This window comes from Enterobacter sp. JJBC (genome assembly GCF_036936505.1).
Lineage (GTDB): Bacteria > Pseudomonadota > Gammaproteobacteria > Enterobacterales > Enterobacteriaceae > Enterobacter > Enterobacter hormaechei_C.
Map to the genome: position 1 here is coordinate 3,027,208 of NZ_CP136935.1, position 16,979 is coordinate 3,044,186.

Annotated in this window: 12 protein-coding genes and 1 pseudogene; 10 read left to right on the forward strand and 3 right to left on the reverse strand. The window is 59.1% G+C overall.

The window, feature by feature from the left end:
• Positions 1-95 precede the first annotated feature (95 nt).
• Together RY075_RS14680 and fumA are read left to right on the forward strand one after the other, a co-directional pair.
• A complete protein-coding gene (locus RY075_RS14680) occupies positions 96-1,604 on the forward strand; it encodes an anion permease (protein ID WP_003859551.1) in 1,509 nt (502 codons plus the stop codon).
• A 52-nt stretch (positions 1,605-1,656) separates the two neighbouring features.
• Positions 1,657-3,306, forward strand: coding sequence for a class I fumarate hydratase FumA (gene fumA / locus RY075_RS14685; protein ID WP_338627807.1), 1,650 nt, complete (start codon positions 1,657-1,659; stop codon positions 3,304-3,306).
• Here the strand turns inward: fumA and RY075_RS14690 are convergent.
• Positions 3,295-4,200 (reverse strand): LysR family transcriptional regulator, encoded by a 906-nt coding sequence (locus RY075_RS14690; RefSeq protein WP_032609605.1) that lies wholly within the window; start codon positions 4,198-4,200, stop codon positions 3,295-3,297. The genes fumA and RY075_RS14690 overlap by 12 nt on opposite strands.
• Before the next feature lie 94 nt (positions 4,201-4,294).
• On the opposite strand from RY075_RS14690, the gene RY075_RS14695 reads away from it, so the two are divergent.
• The 3 genes from RY075_RS14695 (at position 4,295) to RY075_RS14705 (ending at position 7,947) form a co-directional block, all read left to right on the forward strand.
• A complete protein-coding gene (locus RY075_RS14695) occupies positions 4,295-5,590 on the forward strand; it encodes a serine hydrolase (protein ID WP_338627808.1) in 1,296 nt (431 codons plus the stop codon).
• A 260-nt stretch (positions 5,591-5,850) separates the two neighbouring features.
• A complete protein-coding gene (locus RY075_RS14700) occupies positions 5,851-7,152 on the forward strand; it encodes an MFS transporter (RefSeq protein WP_302378088.1) in 1,302 nt (433 codons plus the stop codon).
• Positions 7,153-7,158: 6 nt separating this feature from the next.
• A complete protein-coding gene (locus tag RY075_RS14705; RefSeq protein ID WP_302378090.1) occupies positions 7,159-7,947 on the forward strand; it encodes a substrate-binding domain-containing protein in 789 nt (262 codons plus the stop codon).
• Here the strand turns inward: RY075_RS14705 and RY075_RS14710 are convergent.
• A complete protein-coding gene (locus RY075_RS14710; RefSeq protein ID WP_003859540.1) occupies positions 7,919-8,821 on the reverse strand; it encodes a LysR family transcriptional regulator in 903 nt (300 codons plus the stop codon). The two genes, RY075_RS14705 and RY075_RS14710, sit on opposite strands and share 29 nt — an antisense overlap.
• 266 nt (positions 8,822-9,087) lie before the next feature.
• Between RY075_RS14710 and mtfA the strand changes: the two genes are divergently transcribed.
• Positions 9,088-9,885 carry a DgsA anti-repressor MtfA gene (gene mtfA, locus RY075_RS14715; RefSeq protein ID WP_003859539.1) on the forward strand — a complete coding sequence of 266 codons (798 nt, stop codon included), beginning with the start codon at positions 9,088-9,090 and terminating at the stop codon, positions 9,883-9,885.
• 3 nt (positions 9,886-9,888) lie between these two features.
• Here mtfA and RY075_RS14720 read toward each other — a convergent pair whose 3' ends face one another.
• Positions 9,889-11,088, reverse strand: coding sequence for an MFS transporter (locus RY075_RS14720; RefSeq protein ID WP_302378091.1), 1,200 nt, complete (start codon positions 11,086-11,088; stop codon positions 9,889-9,891).
• A 138-nt stretch (positions 11,089-11,226) separates the two neighbouring features.
• Between RY075_RS14720 and RY075_RS14725 the strand changes: the two are divergent.
• From RY075_RS14725 to RY075_RS14740, 4 genes and pseudogenes are all read left to right on the forward strand, one after another.
• Positions 11,227-12,969: pseudogene (locus RY075_RS14725) on the forward strand (IucA/IucC family protein).
• A complete protein-coding gene (locus RY075_RS14730) occupies positions 12,969-13,916 on the forward strand; it encodes a GNAT family N-acetyltransferase (protein WP_302378093.1) in 948 nt (315 codons plus the stop codon). Before RY075_RS14725 ends, RY075_RS14730 begins: the two are co-directional and overlap by 1 nt.
• Positions 13,913-15,655, forward strand: a complete 1,743-nt coding sequence (gene iucC, locus RY075_RS14735) for an aerobactin synthase IucC (RefSeq protein WP_302378094.1) — start codon at positions 13,913-13,915, stop codon at positions 15,653-15,655. The genes RY075_RS14730 and iucC overlap by 4 nt, the downstream gene beginning before the upstream one ends.
• Complete coding sequence (locus tag RY075_RS14740; RefSeq protein ID WP_302378095.1) at positions 15,652-16,977, forward strand: SidA/IucD/PvdA family monooxygenase; 1,326 nt, start codon at positions 15,652-15,654, stop codon at positions 16,975-16,977. The genes iucC and RY075_RS14740 overlap by 4 nt, the downstream gene beginning before the upstream one ends.
• Positions 16,978-16,979: the final 2 nt, after the last annotated feature.

The window sequence follows — 16,979 nt, forward strand, 5'->3', positions numbered from 1 at the left end:
GCACCTTAAATAACTAAAAAAAGCAAAACGAATAAAGCAATCGAATTTGTGTTTTCGCTGTACGACGAATTTTTGACAACTTAAGACGTGAAACTATGAAAACAAAAACTGCTGTAACGCCTCCTGCGGCGAATCTGGCATCAAATGGAACAGCAAAACGACTGCTGATGATGGCTTTGCCCGTCATTGTTGCCGTCCTGCTGTTGTTTGTTCCCGTTCCGGACGGGCTGCCGCCTTATGCGTGGCACTACTTCGCCATCTTTGTTGGCGTCATCGTCGGGTTAATTTTCGAACCGCTGCCGGGCGCCGTGATCGGTCTTACCGGCGTGGTGGCGATTGCGCTGTGCAGCCAGTGGGTGCTCTTTAGCCCGGAACAGCTGGCTGACCCAAAATTCAAGCTGGCGGGCGCCTCCTTTAAATGGGCGGTCAGCGGGTTTGGTAACTCCACCGTGTGGCTGATCTTCGGTGCCTTTATGTTTGCTGCGGGCTACGACAAAACCCGCTTCGGCCGCCGCCTGGCGCTGATACTGGTGAAATATCTGGGCCGTCGCAGCCTGACGCTCGGTTACGCCATTACCTTCGCAGACCTGCTGCTGGCCCCGTTTACCCCGTCCAATACCGCGCGCAGCGGTGGGACCATCTACCCGATCATCGCCAACCTGCCGCCGCTGTACGGTTCAAAACCCAACGACCCAAGCGCGCGCAAAATCGGTTCGTATCTGATGTGGGTGGCAATTACCGCGGCCTGTATCACCAGCTCGATGTTCCTTTCCGCTCTGGCGCCTAACCTGCTGGCGCTGGCGCTGGTAAAAAGCACGGTCGGAATTGATATCTCATGGGGGACCTGGTTCCTCGCCTTCCTGCCGCTGGGTATTCTGCTGATCCTGACCATGCCGCTGCTGGCTTACTGGTTCTACCCGCCGGAAGTGAAGGTAAACAACGAAGTACCGTTATGGGCGACCCGTGAACTGGAAAAACTGGGCAAACTGTCGCGCAATGAGATCCTGCTGCTGGTGTTCGTGTGCTGTGCGCTGCTGATGTGGATCTTCGCCGCCGCATGGATTGAGCCCGCGATGGCTGCCCTGCTCATCGTCGGCCTGATGCTGTGGACCGGCGTGCTGGAGTGGAACGACATCACCGGCAACAAAGCCGCCTGGAACACCTTCGTCTGGTTCGCCACCCTGGTGGCGCTGGCGGATGGCCTCTCCTCCACCGGTTTTATCAGCTGGCTGGGTAAAGAAGGCGGCCTGCTGATGAGCGGTATTTCTCCGGGTGTCGCCACCATTGTGCTGCTGCTGGCGTTCTACCTGCTGCACTATCTGTTTGCCAGCACCACCGCGCACACCACGGCGCTGCTGCCTGCGATGCTGACTATCGCCTCCACCATTCCGGGCATGAATATGGAAGTGTTCGTCCTGCTGATGGTGACCTCACTGGGCGTGATGGGGATCATCACCCCCTACGGTACGGGTCCAAGCCCGATTTACTACGGTAGCGGTTACCTGCCAACCAAAGACTACTGGCGCCTCGGCACCATCTTCGGTGCCATCTTCCTGGCGGCCCTGCTGCTGATTGGTTACCCGTGGATGTCCATGATGTTCTGATTCCTGACCGCCGGACATATCCTCCGGCGGTTTTATTTTTGTGGAGCAAGCTATGTCAAACAAACCCTTTATTTACCAGAACCCCTTCCCTCTCGCGCATGACGACACCGAATACTATCTGCTGACCAAAGAGCATGTCTCCGTTGCCGAGTTCGACGGTCAGGAAGTGCTGAAAGTGGAGCCGGAAGCCCTGACCCTGCTGGCGCAGCAGGCTTTCCACGACGCCGCGTTTATGCTGCGTCCGTCTCATCAGAAGCAGGTTGCCGCCATTCTTAACGATCCGGAAGCCAGCCAGAACGATAAGTACGTTGCCCTGCAATTCCTGCGCAACTCCGAAATTGCGGCGAAAGGCGTGCTGCCCACCTGTCAGGATACCGGTACGGCAATCATTATGGGTAAGAAAGGCCAGCGCGTCTGGACCGGCGGCGGCGACGAAGCGGCGCTGAGTCAGGGCGTGTATAACACCTATATTGAAGACAACCTGCGCTACTCGCAGAACGCGGCGCTGGATATGTATAAAGAGGTGAATACCGGCACCAACCTGCCCGCGCAGATCGACCTCTACAGCGTTGATGGTGACGAGTATAAATTCCTGTGCATGGCGAAAGGCGGCGGTTCCGCCAACAAAACTTATCTGTATCAGGAAACCAAAGCGCTGATCACCCCGGCGAAGCTGAAAAATTATCTGGTTGAGAAGATGTGGACCCTGGGCACCGCGGCCTGCCCGCCTTACCATATCGCCTTCGTTATCGGCGGCACCTCTGCGGAAGCCACGCTGAAAACCGTCAAGCTCGCCTCTGCGCGCTACTACGATGGCCTGCCAACCGAAGGCAACGCGCACGGCCAGGCGTTCCGCGACGTCCAGCTCGAGCAGGAACTGCTTCAGGAAGCGCAAAACCTCGGCCTGGGCGCGCAGTTTGGCGGGAAATACTTCGCGCACGATATTCGCGTAATCCGTCTGCCGCGCCACGGCGCCTCCTGCCCGATCGGCATGGGCGTCTCCTGCTCCGCTGACCGCAACATCAAGGCGAAGATTAACCGCGAGGGGATCTGGATTGAGAAGCTGGAGCACAATCCGGGCCAGTATATTCCTGAATCCCTGCGCCAGCAGGGAGAAGGCGACGTGGTAAGCATTGATCTGAACAAGCCGATGCCCGACATTCTGGCGCAGCTTTCCGCGCACCCTGTCTCCACCCGCCTGTCGCTGAACGGCACCATTATTGTGGCGCGCGACATCGCCCATGCGAAGCTGAAAGAGCTGCTCGACAACGGGGAAGAACTGCCGCAGTACGTTAAAGATCACCCGATTTACTATGCTGGCCCGGCGAAAACGCCAGAAGGTTACGCGTCTGGCTCCTTAGGCCCGACCACCGCCGGGCGTATGGACTCCTATGTAGACTTACTGCAATCCAACGGTGCGAGCATGATCATGCTGGCCAAAGGTAACCGCAGCCAGCAGGTCACCGACGCCTGCCATAAGCACGGCGGCTTCTACCTCGGCAGCATTGGCGGCCCGGCGGCGGTACTGGCGCAAAACAGCATCAAGAGTCTGGAGTGCGTGGCCTATCCTGAACTGGGAATGGAAGCCATCTGGAAAATTGAAGTGGAGAACTTCCCGGCGTTTATCCTGGTGGATGACAAAGGCAACGACTTCTTTCAGCAGATCCAGAATAAACAGTGCAAAGGGTGCTCACAGCGCTGAGCGTTTCCATAACGCCGGAAGCTGCGAGAGCGTATCGTTGATCAACCCGCGCTTGTCGCTGCCCGGCTTCCAGATGGTGACCATCGTCTGGCTTATCCCCTGGCTGCCCACTTCGGTGGGCAGCCTTTTTACGTTTTTCCACTGCGTTGCGTGAAGATGGGTCGGCAAAAATCCCCAGCCGCAGCCCTGCTCCAGCAGGCCGCGCAGCATCTCCAGTTCGTTAGTGAAAAGCGTGTGCCCTGAAATTTGCAGGCGACGGGCAACCGGCTCGTCTGACGCGGCATGCATAACCACCTGTGGAACCAGAGAGAGATCGAGCAGCGACACCGGCGACGCAACCTCCGCAAAAAGCGCCGTTGCGGCGTAAAAATCCATTTCGATCGCCCCCAGCGCCCGCCACTCCATCTCATTGCCCACGCTGCGGTTGCGCGCCTGGCAGATGCCCAGATCGGCCTGACCGTTCGCCAGCATGGCTTCCGCCTCATCGCGCGATGCGCTGGTCAGGCTCAGGCGGATCTTTTTCGTCGCCAGCGTAGCGATCAGCGCCTGCAAAAAGGCTCTGGGGGTGAACGGATCGTAAACGAGGGCAATGTCCTGCGTCGCGCTGTCCGGCACCGTACGGGCAAACGCCTCAAACGCTTTGACCTGCCGCATCAGCAGGTGCGCCTGCCGCTGAAGCTGCTCCCCCTCCGGCGTCAGGCGCAGGCTACGCCCCTCCCGCAGGAACAGCGCGTAGCCCAGCCCATCCTCAAGGAAATCGATCAGATCCCGCAGGGTTGTACGATCTTTGCCGAGTTTACTGGCCGCCTTCATCAGGCTGCCATGCTCAGCGACGGCGGTGAACGCCTCAAGCTGGGCAAAAGAATAGATCAGTGATGCCACGTCATTCTCCACGCGATTTTCCGGGGGATTTTCCCCCATAACGCGTTTTTTATTATAGGCCTCAGGTTCTTAAACTGAAGTCCTTCCTGAGCCAAACGAGATAAATATGAAAATCAAAACAAACCGCACACTGCTCGCGGCGCTGGTTATCAGCAGCCTGCTCTCGCCCGCCGTCATGGCGGCCTGCAACGGTACCGAACTCACGACCTGTCCGGCGCCTTTCGATGCCAGACTCCCGGACGCACATACCATGCTCACCTGGAGCCAGGCCGATCGCGTGGTGGGCTTTCGCAATGACTACCGCAACTACGCGGGCGATGTGTTCCGCCACGGCAACGCTACGCCACTGCTGCCCGCAGAAAAACCGCTCACCGATGCCCGCTATCAGGTGAAGGGTAAGATTTACAATCTTCAGGATTACCTGAAACGCCAGAACGTCAGCGGCATGCTGGTGCTGAAAAATGGCAAAGTGGCCTATAAATATCTGGGAGAAGGCAATACCGACTCTACGCTCTGGACGTCGCGTTCCGTGGGCAAATCCGTGGTCTCCGCGCTGGTGGGTGTTGCGATTAAAGAAGGGAAAATCCGCTCCCTGGACGACCTTGTCACCCAATACGAACCGGATTTAAAAGGCACCGCCTGGGAGGGCGTAACGCTGAAACAGCTCATCACCCACACCTCGGGCGTGGCGTGGACTGAAGATTACACCAACGGGCAGTCTGACTTCGCCCGGCTTACCGAATGCGAAGCGAAACCGGGCACCTACGACTGTGTGCGCACCCTGGTGAAGGGGTTACACCGTGAACACCCGGCGGGCGAAAACTGGTCCTATTCCTCGGGTGGTGCCTGGCTGTTAGGCGATGTGCTTGAGCGCGCCACCGGCATGACGCTCGCGGCGTATCTTGAGAAAAGCATCTGGCAGCCGTACGGTATGGCGAGCGACGGCGTGTGGCATGCCTACAGCAAAGGCCAGCACGACGTGGGTGCGCATGGGTTCAACGCCACGCTGGAAGACTGGGGGCGTTTCGGGGAGTTTATCCTGCATAACGGTACCCTGCCGGACGAAAAGCAGATCCTCCCCGAGGGCTGGGTGAAACAGTCCTCAGCCTGGACACAGGCCAAAGGATCGGTGTCCGAGGCGCATCCGAAGGGGTTGTACGGCTACCAGTGGTGGAACAACGAAGTGCCAGCCATCGCCACAAATGTGGAGCCGAAAGTCGAAAATTCGCTGAAGGATTCCCTGTGGGCGCTGGGTATTTTTGGGCAGATGATCATGGTTAATCAGAAAGAAAATCTGGTTATCGTCCAGTGGTCCACCTGGCCGCAGGCAGAGCCGTCATTCAGCTCCCAGCCGCTGGAAGCGTCGCTGATGTTTAGCGCGATTGCGAACGCGCTGCGCTGATAATCCCAAGCCAGGCCCCGCCTGGCTTCTCATCTGCGCGGTGTCACAAAACTGATATATCAGCGACTTAGCGAAACGTGGTAAATAAAAGATCATCGAAATGTTAAGTTATTGTTGAATATGTAAATACTGGTCAACGCATTGTCATTAATGCACCACACGCATCGGTTTATGCGCTATTTGCGCTTATTAATTTCCACTTCCTGATCCAGTTTTCAGAAACAGACGAGCATAACGTCGCTATAAAACTGGAGATAATCATGGTTTCCTCAACCTCACCTGCAACGGTTCGTGCGAAAGCGGGCGCGATTTTCCGCGTCACGTCGGGCAACTTTCTTGAGCAATTCGACTTCTTTCTGTTCGGCTTTTATGCCACCTACATCGCCCATACTTTTTTCCCGGCAAGCAGTGAATTTGCGTCACTGATGATGACCTTCGCCGTCTTTGGCGCGGGCTTCCTGATGCGTCCGATCGGGGCCATTGTGCTGGGGGCTTACATTGATAAAGTGGGCCGCCGTAAAGGGCTGATCGTCACCCTGTCGATTATGGCCGCCGGAACCTTTCTTATTGTGCTGATCCCTTCTTATCAGAGCATTGGCCTGTGGGCACCGCTGCTGGTGCTGACCGGCCGCCTGTTGCAGGGTTTTTCGGCAGGCGCCGAGCTGGGCGGGGTTTCGGTTTATCTGGCGGAGATCGCCACGCCGGGCCGCAAGGGTTTCTACACCAGCTGGCAGTCAGGTAGCCAGCAGGTCGCCATAATGATCGCGGCGGCGATGGGCTTCGCGCTGAATGTGGTGCTGGAAGAGAGTGCCATTCGCGAATGGGGGTGGCGTATTCCGTTCCTGTTTGGCTGTCTGATTGTGCCGTTCATCTTTTTCCTGCGCCGCAAGCTCGAAGAGACCGAGGAATTCAGCGCCCGTCGCCACCATCTGGCGATGCGTCAGGTCTTCACAACGCTGCTCGCCAACTGGCCGGTCGTCGTCGCGGGCATGCTGATGGTGGCGATGACCACCACCGCGTTTTACCTGATCACCGTTTACGCGCCGACCTTCGGTAAAAAAGTCCTGATGCTCAGCGCGTCGGACAGTCTTCTGGTCACGCTGCTGGTGGCGGTGTCCAACTTCATCTGGCTGCCGGTGGGCGGCGCGCTGTCGGATCGCTTCGGGCGTAAACCGGTGCTGATCGCCATGACGCTGCTGGCGCTGGCAACCAGCTATCCGGCGCTGACGATGCTGGCGGCAGCTCCGAGCTTCTCAATGATGCTGACCGTGCTGCTGTGGCTCTCTTTCCTCTACGGTCTGTATAACGGCGCGATGATCCCGGCCCTGACTGAGATCATGCCAGCAGAGGTGCGCGTGGCGGGCTTCTCGCTGGCTTACAGCCTGGCAACGGCGGTCTTTGGCGGTTTCACGCCGGTGATTTCGACCGCCTTAATTGAGTACACCGGCGACAAAGCTTCCCCGGGCTACTGGATGAGCTTTGCCGCCGTTTGCGCCCTGCTGGCAACGTTCTATCTCTATCGTCGTCGCACGTTATTCCTGCAAACTGCCGTTAAGGAGTGATCCCTCATGCTTACATTCAGAACGGTGATTGCCGCCCTGACCTTCGCCACCCTCAGCGCGGGCGCGCTTGCGCAGGATGTGACGGTGATGATTTCTGGCGGCTTCAAAGCGGCGCTGGAGAAGCTGACGCCGCAGTACGAAGCGCAAAGCGGCGACAGGATCATTGTGATCTCCGGCCCGTCGATGGGCAAAACGCCGCAGGCCATTCCGGCCCGGCTCGCCCGGGGCGAAAAAGCGGACGTGGTGATTATGGTGGGCGATGCGCTGGCGAAACTGGAACAGAATTGCAGGACGGCGGCGGGCTCCCGCGTTGAGCTGGCGGATTCGCCCGTCGGGATGGTCGTCAAAGCGGGCGCGCCGGTGCCGGATATCAGTACGGTGCCTGCCCTGCGGCAAACGCTGCTGAAGGCGCATTCCATGGCTTATTCCGACAGCGCCAGCGGCCGGTATGTTGAGAGCCAGCTGTTCCGTAAGCTGGGCATAGACGGCCAGGTCCACGATAAAGCGCACCGGGTTGAGCGTATCCCGGTGGCGTCTGAAGTGGCAAAAGGGAAATACGACCTCGGCTTTCAGCAGGTGAGCGAGCTTCTGCCGGTCCCGGGGGTGACGTTTGTCGGTAAGTTGCCTGACGACATGCAGTACATTACCCGTTTCGCCGGAGCCGTAACGCAGAAGGCCGACCATCCTGAACAGGGAAAAGCGCTGCTGACTTTTCTCGCCTCGCCACAGGCCGCCAGCGTCATTACGGCAACGGGCTTAACGCCCGTCAGTGCACCTCGCGATACTGCTCGGTAATCAGCGTTTCGAGTTCGGCAGCAATATAGGACTGGATCCGACCGCGGCGGCGGATCAGCCCCACGGTTCGCCTGACTTCAGGCTCGGTTAAAGGTACCGACGTCAGCAGCGAATGCTCTGCGCGGGGCATTGACATGGCGGGAACGGCCGCAATGCCGATCCCGGCTTCAACCATCCCCAGCATGGTCGTCACGTGCCGCGTTTCGCAGATGCTGGGGCGCTCAGGCCGAATATGCCCGACCCGCTGGTCGAGAAGATTGCGGTTGCCGGAGGTCTTATCCAGACCGATATAATCCTGCTGATAAAAAGCCTGCCACGTCAGGCTTTTTCTTTTTGCAAGCGGGCTGTCGCGTCGGCAGGCGGCCACGTAGACATCCTCCACCAGCGGGACAAACTCGATGTCGGGCTGCAAACTCCGGGCAAAGCAGATACCAAAATCCGCCTGTCCGCGGGTGACGGCCTCGATAACATTTCCGGCGCTGCTGTCGATCAGTTTTATGCGCACGCGGGGGTAACGGGACTGAAAGCGGCGGATCACATCCGGCATAAAGTAACAGGCGGCTGACGGCACCGTCGCCACGGTGATCAGCCCCGTGCGCTCTTCGCTGGCCTTATCGATATCCGAAAGCATGGACTCCACGTCAGCAAGCAGTTGCCCGCACCGGTCGGCAAAGGTCTGTCCATACAGGGTCAGCGTGACGCGCCGGGTGGTTCTGTCGAACAGTTTTGTCCCCAGTGCCGCCTCCAGCTTTTCAATTCTGCGACTCAACGCCGACTGGGAAAGGCAGATAGATTCTGCCGCAAGACGGAAATTGCCGTATTCCAGTAAAGCGCGGAAGGCATAGAGATCGTTGAGGTCAAAATTGACGGGCATACTGACGGGATCCTTAAGCACGGTAGGGTAAGAAGAGATTTATCATAGCCGCGCACGACATACTTCACAAAATGAAGGGGATACCCCTAAAGCGCTATCAACCTGACGGCACATAGTGATAGTTTATGCGGGCTGGATTCCTCTTAAACAGGCCGCCACTCTGCATGCAGCCGATGAGGAGTGTCATACTGCTTAAAAGAGTATGTTGGCATGCTAACAGCCCCTGACCTTTCCATTTTGTTCACGTGCGAGTAACGAGCAAAGCGATGATTAAGTGGCCCTGGAAAACGAACGACGCTGGTCGAAATATGGCGCTCCCCTGGGATGAGGCTCTGGCGATCCCCGTGCTGGCGAATCTCTTGCCTGAAGAGCAATCAAAGCTGATTCAGCTGGCCGAGCGTTTTTTACAGCAAAAACGGCTGGTACCGCTACAGGGCTTCGAACTGGATCCGCTTAAAAATTCGCGCATCGCCCTGCTCTTCTGCTTGCCGGTGCTGGAGCTGGGTATCGAATGGCTGGATGGCTTCCACGAAGTGCTGATCTACCCGGCGCCGTTCATCGTCGATGATGAGTGGGAGGATGACATCGGGCTGGTGCACAACCAGCGTATGGTGCAGTCCGGGCAGAGCTGGCAGCAAGGGCCAATCATCCTCAACTGGCTGGATATTCAAGACTCGTTCGATGCCTCGGGCTTCAACCTGATCATTCACGAAGTGGCGCATAAGCTGGATACCCGTAACGGCGATCGCGCCAGCGGCGTGCCGCTGATCCCGCTGCGTGAAGTCGCGGGATGGGAGCACGACCTGCACGCGGCGATGGAAAACATTCAGGATGAGATCGACCTGGTGGGTGAAAGCGCGGCCAGCATTGATGCCTACGCCGCGACCGATCCCGCCGAGTGCTTTGCGGTGCTGTCCGAGTATTTCTTTAGCGCACCTGAGCTTTTTGCCCCGCGCTTCCCGGCGCTGTGGCAGCGTTTTTGCCAGTTTTATCAGCAGGATCCACTCCAGCGTCTGCGGCAAAGTGAGGACGCAGCCAGCACATCCTCTCATCCGTTCCACTAATGTTTAAGGGGTACGATCGGTCGATCGTACCCACACGCTCACCGCGAGAAACAGCAGTGCCATTCCCCATGCGGCAGTAATCAAAAACTGCTCACCGTAAAAGCGCGTCACCACGGGTACCAGCAGCGCGCTGGCCCCGTAGCCCAGCGTATGGCTGGTGGCGATCACCCCTGCGCCTTTGCCCGTCGTCAGCCGATCGTTGAGCAAAAGCTGGTATCCCGGCGTTGCCATGGCGGCCCCCAGCGAAGTGATGACAATGCCCACGTAGAACAGGGCTAAACTGGCGAGAGACATCAGCCCAAGACCCGCCACCATCAGCACTGCGGCAATTAAGAGCAAAACTCTCGGGGTAAAATGCTGCGGGCGTACCACCAGAAACTGCGCCGCCAGGGTCGCCAGGGCGGCCAGACTTAGCAGCAGCGCGACATGATGGCTGATTTGCACGGCATCGCCATTGAATAACGGATGAAGATGCGGCGATAAGCCAAGCTGCATCAGGCTGACCAGCGCTGCCAGCAGCAGCGCCAGCACCAGGAAAGGCAGCATGGAGGCCTGTAACCGCGTCGACTGGTGCGCCACCGGCGGCAGCGGGGGATCGGCGGCTTCGCGCAGCACCAGCAGCAGCGCGATCAACGGCGCCAGCGCCATCAGCCAGAGCGGTGCGACCGGGCTGACGCTGAGCATCAGCGCGGCCAGAGGCGGTCCCAGCAGACGCCCGCAGCTCAGGCCAGAGCTTATCGTCGCCAGCGCCGCCATCCTTTTATCCAGCCCCGCACGTTGAATGGCCCACGTCTGGGCCGCAGGCACCAGCCCCGATACCGTCAGGCCGTACAGCATGCGCGACAGAACCAGGCCCGCCATTCCCCAGAGGGCATTCAGCGCGCCGTTCGCCATCGCCCAGACTACCAGCGCCATCACGACGAAGCTCGCCAGGTAGCCGCCCAGCGAGGCCAGCATAATGATCTTACAGCCGTGCCGCTCGCTCTGGCGTCCCCACCAGGGCGATGCGGGTAAAAAGAGCATCGAGCCGAACATCAACAGCCCGGCCCAGACGGAGAGCGACAATCCGGTCAGGGAGACCAGCTGCGGCAGCATGACCAGCAAACCGTTTTGTCCAATACCTAATAAACCGGCGCCCAGTGCCAGGGGCCAGTTAGCTTTGGGGGCCACAACGTCAGTGAAATTCTCGGTACGGGTGCGCATAAAATTGTGAAGATAATGTCAATAAATGTGTGGAAATTATGAAGTTTATGAAAACAAATATTGCAAAAATAGTTGCCACTGTAAACAGAATGAATATCATAACGAGAATTATTATCAGTCATGGAATGAGGTACAACTATGCGTACTCTGCCCCGCTCCGCCGGTACAGATGTTGCGGCCCAGTGTTTTTTGAACGCGCTGCTGCGCGAAACGAAGGACTGGCACTATCTTCCCGCAACCCGTGCGGATGAGTTATCACTGATTCATATCCCGCTCTCCCCAACCCAGGCCATTCGGGTTCCGGTACGCTATTTCTCCCCCACACAGCATCACCAGTATCGTTTCCCGGCAACGCTGATTCAGGCCGACAGCGACGGCGGTGACACGGTCACATTCCATCAACTGATTGATTTAATTATTGAAAAATAGACGGTTAAAGGCGCTCTGGATGCCGATACGCTGGCTCGCTTTAAGCAGCGCGTCCTGGAAAGCCATACACACACCTGGCAGGCCATTGATTTACGCCACAACTGGGCAAACCTGCGCGATAAGCCGCTGACCTTTGCCGAAGCGGAACAGGCGCTGCTGGTCGGCCATGCTTTTCATCCTGCCCCAAAGTCGCACGAGCCGTTTAACGAGGCCGAGGCGCGTCGCTATCTGCCGGATTTCGCCTCCCGCTTCCCGCTGCGCTGGTTTGCGGTTGAGCATGAGCTGATTACCGGCGACAGCCTGAATGTCTCCCTGCGGGAACGTCTGCTGCGCTTTGCAGCGCAGAGCGCGCCGGCTCTTCTCGGTCACTTCACCGACACCTGCTGGCTACTGCCGATGCACCCGTGGCAGGCCGACTATCTGCTGGAGCAGGACTGGTGCCAGCGTCTGGTAGAAAAAGGCGCCCTGCGCGATCTGGGCGAAGCCGGTGCGCCATGGCTACCCACCAGCTCTTCCCGCTCGCTGTACAGTGAAACCAACAGCGACATGATTAAATTCTCCCTGAGCGTGCGCCTGACCAACTCCGTGCGCACGCTGTCGGTGAAAGAGGTTAAGCGCGGCATGCGCCTGGCGCGGCTGGCGAAAACGGCACGCTGGCAGGAACTTCAGGCGCGCTACCCGACCATGCGCGTGATGCAGGAGGACGGCTGGGCGGGGCTGCGCGATGAGCACGGCGTCATTCAGGAAGAGAGCCTGATGGCCCTGCGCGTCAATCTGCTGTTCGATACCCCTGAAACGCAAACCAACGTGCTGGTGAGCCTGACCCAGGCCGCGCCGGACAGCGGCGACAGCCTGCTCGCCGCGGCGGTGCGTCGTCTGAGCCAGCGTCTGGACTTACCCCTCGCCCAAGCCGCGCGCTGCTGGCTGGACGCCTACTGCGACCGCGTATTGCTTCCGCTGTTCAGCGCCGAGGCGGACTACGGTCTGGTCCTGCTGGCGCACCAGCAAAATATCCTCGTTGAGATGCAGCAGGATTTCCCCGTTGGGCTGATCTACCGTGACTGCCAGGGCAGCGCCTGGACCGAAGGGGCCGACGCGTGGCTGAATGAGGCAGGTGAAACCGAAGTTGAAAACCGCTTCGGTGAGAGCCAGCTGCTGCGCTACTTCCCTTATTACCTGCTGCTGAACTCTACCCTTGCCGTCACCGCCGCGCTCGCCGCTGCCGGTTTCGACAGCGAAGAGAACCTGATGTCCCGCGTGCGTGACGCGCTGGCCGAACTGCGCACGACGGCGAAGCAGACCCGCTGCCTTGATTATGTGCTCGACAGCCCGACCTGGAACTGTAAAGGCAACTTCTTCTGCTATCTGCACGATCGCAACGAAAACACCATCGTCGATCCGGCGGTGATCTATTTCGACTTCAGCAACCCGTTTTATAAGGAGAAGGCGTGATGGCAAACGCGAATATCGTCCATTCCGGCTACGGCTTTCGCTGCACGGTCACGGAACAAAACCTGCCGCTGACGCTGGGTCTCGACGGCAGCGCGGTGATGGAGCGGCTGACCGGGCTCCCGGACGGCTGGCTGGTGGACGCCCTCGACCAGCTGTTTGTTGCCGCGCCCGCCCTGACCGGCATTACCCTGCCGTGGGCAGCCTGGCAGGATGAACCTCAGGCGCAGGCGCTGTTTAGCCTCGTTCACGGAGATTATCTGGCGCGTGAAATTTTCTGGCAGCTGCCGCTGTGGCTGAAAGGCGAACGCCCGCAGGCGAGCGGCGGAATGCAGTTTGACGAAAGCCGTCAGCTGTACTTCCCGCTGCGCCCTCACCGCCCGCAGGGCGAGGTGTATCGCCGTTACGATCCGCAGATTAAGCGCACCCTGAGCTTCCGCATGGCGGACGTGGCGCTGGACGGCGAGCGTTTTACCCGCTGGATGAACACCCCACGCGTGAACGCTTTCTGGGAGATGGCGGGCCCGCAGGCCGAGCAGGAAAACTACCTGCGCCGTCAGCTCGACTCGACCTATTGTTACCCGGTGATCGGCTGCTTTGACGATCAGCCATTCGGCTATTTTGAACTCTACTGGGCGGCGGAAGACCGCATTGGCCGCCACTATCGCTGGCAGCCCTTTGACCGCGGGCTGCACATGCTGGTGGGCGAAGAGAACTGGCGCGGAGCGCAGTATATCCGCAGCTGGCTGCGCGGCCTGAGCCACTATCTGTATCTCGATGAACCGCGCACGGCGCGCATTGTGGCGGAACCGCGCTTCGACAACCAGCGTCTGTTCCGCCATCTGGCGTCCGCCGGTTTCGACACGGTGAAAGAGTTCGACTTCCCGCACAAACGCTCCCGTCTCATCATGAGCGAGCGTCATCGCTTCTTCCACGAGGTGGAACTGTGAACGCACTCTGGCAGAAAGTGAACCGTGAGATGGTGGCGAAGATCCTCGCCGAACTGGAATATGAACGCACCCTGCGCGCCGAGCCGGTTTCGACGGACTACTGGCGCATCAGTATGGGCAACGCGTGCTGGCAGTTTCGCGCCACGCGTGGGATCTGGGGCTGGCTGCATATTGACCCTGATACCCTGACCACCACCAGCGGCGCGGCGGTCGAAGCGGAAAACGCGCTGCTGCAACTGGCCACCGTACTGGAGATGAGCGACGCGCAAACGGCGGAGCACATGGAAGATCTCTACGCCACGCTGCGGGGCGACATGCAGCTGTTGCAGGCGCGTGAAACGCTGGATGCCGATGCGCTGATCCACCTTGACCCGGACGAGCTACAGTGCCTGATGCGCGGTCACCCGAAGTTTATTTTCAATAAGGGACGCCGCGGCTGGGGGCTGGATGCCCTGCGCCTGTACGCGCCGGAATATCGCGGGCGTTTTCGCCTGCACTGGGTCGCCGTGCAGCGCGATCGTCTGGTCTGGAGCAGCGACGCCGATTGCGATATTAACGCCCTGCTCTCCAGCGCCATGGACGATGCCGAGCGCGAGCGGTTCGACGCCCGCTGGCAGGAGCTGGATCTGGATGATAGCTGGCTGCCGGTGCCGGTGCACCCGTGGCAGTGGCAGCAAAAAATTGCCATTCATTTCCTGGCGCAGCTCGCACGCGGTGAAATGGTGGAGCTGGGTGAGTTCGGCGATGAGTATCTGGCGCAGCAGTCCCTGCGCACGCTGACCAACGCCAGCCGTCGCGCGCCGTATGACATCAAGCTGCCGCTGACCATCTACAACACCTCCTGCTATCGCGGTATTCCGGGCAAGTATATTGCCGCCGGTCCGCTGGCCTCGCGTTGGCTACAGCAGCAGTTTGCCAGCGATGCCACGCTGATTCGCTCCGGGGCGCAGGTGCTTGGCGAACCCGCTGCCGGATATCTGTCGCATCCGGGTTATGCCGCATTGCCTGAGGCGCCGTACCGCTATCAGGAGATGCTGGGGGTGATCTGGCGCGAGAACCCATCCTGCTATTTACAGGATGGTGAACAGGCGGTGCTGATGGCGGCGCTGATGGAAACCGATAATCAGGGGCGCCCGCTGATTGACGCATGGATCAAACGCTCGGGGTTAACCGCTGACGCATGGCTGGAAAAGCTGTTTGAGGCGACGGTGATCCCCTTCTATCACCTGCTCTGTCGCTACGGGGTGGCGCTCATCGCCCACGGCCAGAACGTCACGCTGGTGATGAAAGATTACGTTCCGCAGCGCATTTTGCTGAAGGATTTCCAGGGCGATATGCGCCTGGTGGATGAAGATTTCCCGCAGGCGCAGAGCCTGCCGGAGCAGGTAAAAGCGGTGACGGCGCGCCTCAGCGCGGATTACATCATCCACGACCTGCAAACCGGCAACTTTGTCACGGTGCTGCGCTTTATATCCCGCCTCACCCTGCAATGCGGCGTGAATGAAACCCGCTTCTATCAGATCCTGGCGCTGGTGTTACATCGTTATATGGCCGCCCATACGGATCTTGCGGCGCGCTTCGCGAAGTTCGACCTGTTTAAGCCGCAGATTATTCGCGTGATCCTCAACCCGGTCAAACTGACCTTCTCTGAACACGACGGCGGCAGCCGCATGCTGCCGAACTACGTCTGCGATCTTGATAACCCTCTTTTTCTGGTCTCCCGGGAGTCAGCGCAATGAAAACCTATGATTTCATCGGCATTGGTATCGGTCCGTTCAACCTCAGTATTGCCGCGCTGGCGGAGGGGCTGGACGGTTTTAGCTCGCTGTTTCTTGAACGCAAGCCGCACTTCTCCTGGCACCCGGGGATGATGGTGCCGGACTGCCATATGCAGACCAGCTTCCTGAAGGATCTGGTCAGCGCCGTAGAGCCAACCAACCGCCACAGCTTCCTGAACTACCTGGTACAGCGCAAAAAGTTCTACCGTTTCCTCACCACCGAGCAGCGCACCGTGTCGCGCGAGGAGTTTGCCGACTACCTGTGCTGGGCGGCAGATAACCTCACCAACCTGGCCTTCAGCCAGCAGGTACAGCAGGTCAGCTTTGATGAGCAAAACGGCCTGTTTGAGATCGTGACCCAGCGGGATCGCTTCCTGGCGCGGCACGTCTGCGTGGGGATTGGGAAGCAGATCAATCTGCCAGACTGCGTCACCGCGCAGGACGATACCTGCTTCCACGCCAGCGAAATGATGCTGCGCACGCCGGATTTATCGGGCAAGCGCGTCACCGTCGTCGGCGGCGGCCAGAGCGGTGCGGATCTGTTTTTGAATATCTTCCGTGGGGAATGGGGCCAGCCGCTGAGCCTCAACTGGGTGTCGCGCCGCAACAACTACAACGCGCTGGATGAAGCCGCGTTTGCTAACGAGTATTTCACGCCAGAGTATGTGGACAGCTTCTCGACCCTCAATGACGACGCCCGACGTCAGATGTTGCAGGAGCAGAAAATGACCTCCGACGGGATCACCACCGAGTCCCTGCTGGCGATTTACCGCGCCATGTACCACCGTTTCGAAGTGCTGCGTGAAAAACCCTGGGCGCACCTGATGCCGTCCCGCTCGGTGACGGCGCTGACGCGCCAGGAAACCGGACATCGCCTCAGCATCCAGCATCACCTGGACGGCGGGCGCGAACAGCTTGAAAGCGACGTGGTGATTTTCGCCACCGGCTACCGCGCCGTGCAGCCTGCTTTTCTCGCCCCGCTCTCTTCCCGACTGCGTCTGGATGAGGATGAAGCCTTCTGCATCAACAACGATTTTACCCTTGAATGGGACGGCCCGCAGAGCAACCGCCTGTTTGCCGTGAATGCCGGGATGCACCGTCTCGGTATTGCCGAACCCCAGCTCAGCCTGATGGCCTGGCGCGCGGCGCGAATTTTGAATCGCGCTCACGATGACGAGCCGTTTGAGCTGGCAACCACCCCCGGCGTGATCCACTGGCGGAGCACCACCAGCCCGGAGAGCAGCCAGGTTTTTAAATCATTAATAAAGACCACCGAGTACTGACA

Excerpts from the sequence above, each read along its gene's own strand:
- RY075_RS14705 (WP_302378090.1), top strand. The coding sequence starts at position 7,159 with ATGCTTACATTCAGAACGGTGATTGCCGCCCTGACCTTCGCCACCCTC.
- RY075_RS14695 (WP_338627808.1), top strand. The coding sequence starts at position 4,295 with ATGAAAATCAAAACAAACCGCACACTGCTCGCGGCGCTGGTTATCAGC.
- RY075_RS14720 (WP_302378091.1), bottom strand. The coding sequence starts at position 11,088 with ATGCGCACCCGTACCGAGAATTTCACTGACGTTGTGGCCCCCAAAGCT.
- RY075_RS14710 (WP_003859540.1), bottom strand. The coding sequence starts at position 8,821 with ATGCCCGTCAATTTTGACCTCAACGATCTCTATGCCTTCCGCGCTTTA.
- fumA (WP_338627807.1), top strand. The coding sequence starts at position 1,657 with ATGTCAAACAAACCCTTTATTTACCAGAACCCCTTCCCTCTCGCGCAT.
- RY075_RS14700 (WP_302378088.1), top strand. The coding sequence starts at position 5,851 with ATGGTTTCCTCAACCTCACCTGCAACGGTTCGTGCGAAAGCGGGCGCG.
- mtfA (WP_003859539.1), top strand. The coding sequence starts at position 9,088 with ATGATTAAGTGGCCCTGGAAAACGAACGACGCTGGTCGAAATATGGCG.
- RY075_RS14730 (WP_302378093.1), top strand. The coding sequence starts at position 12,969 with ATGGCAAACGCGAATATCGTCCATTCCGGCTACGGCTTTCGCTGCACG.
- RY075_RS14680 (WP_003859551.1), top strand. The coding sequence starts at position 96 with ATGAAAACAAAAACTGCTGTAACGCCTCCTGCGGCGAATCTGGCATCA.
- RY075_RS14740 (WP_302378095.1), top strand. The coding sequence starts at position 15,652 with ATGAAAACCTATGATTTCATCGGCATTGGTATCGGTCCGTTCAACCTC.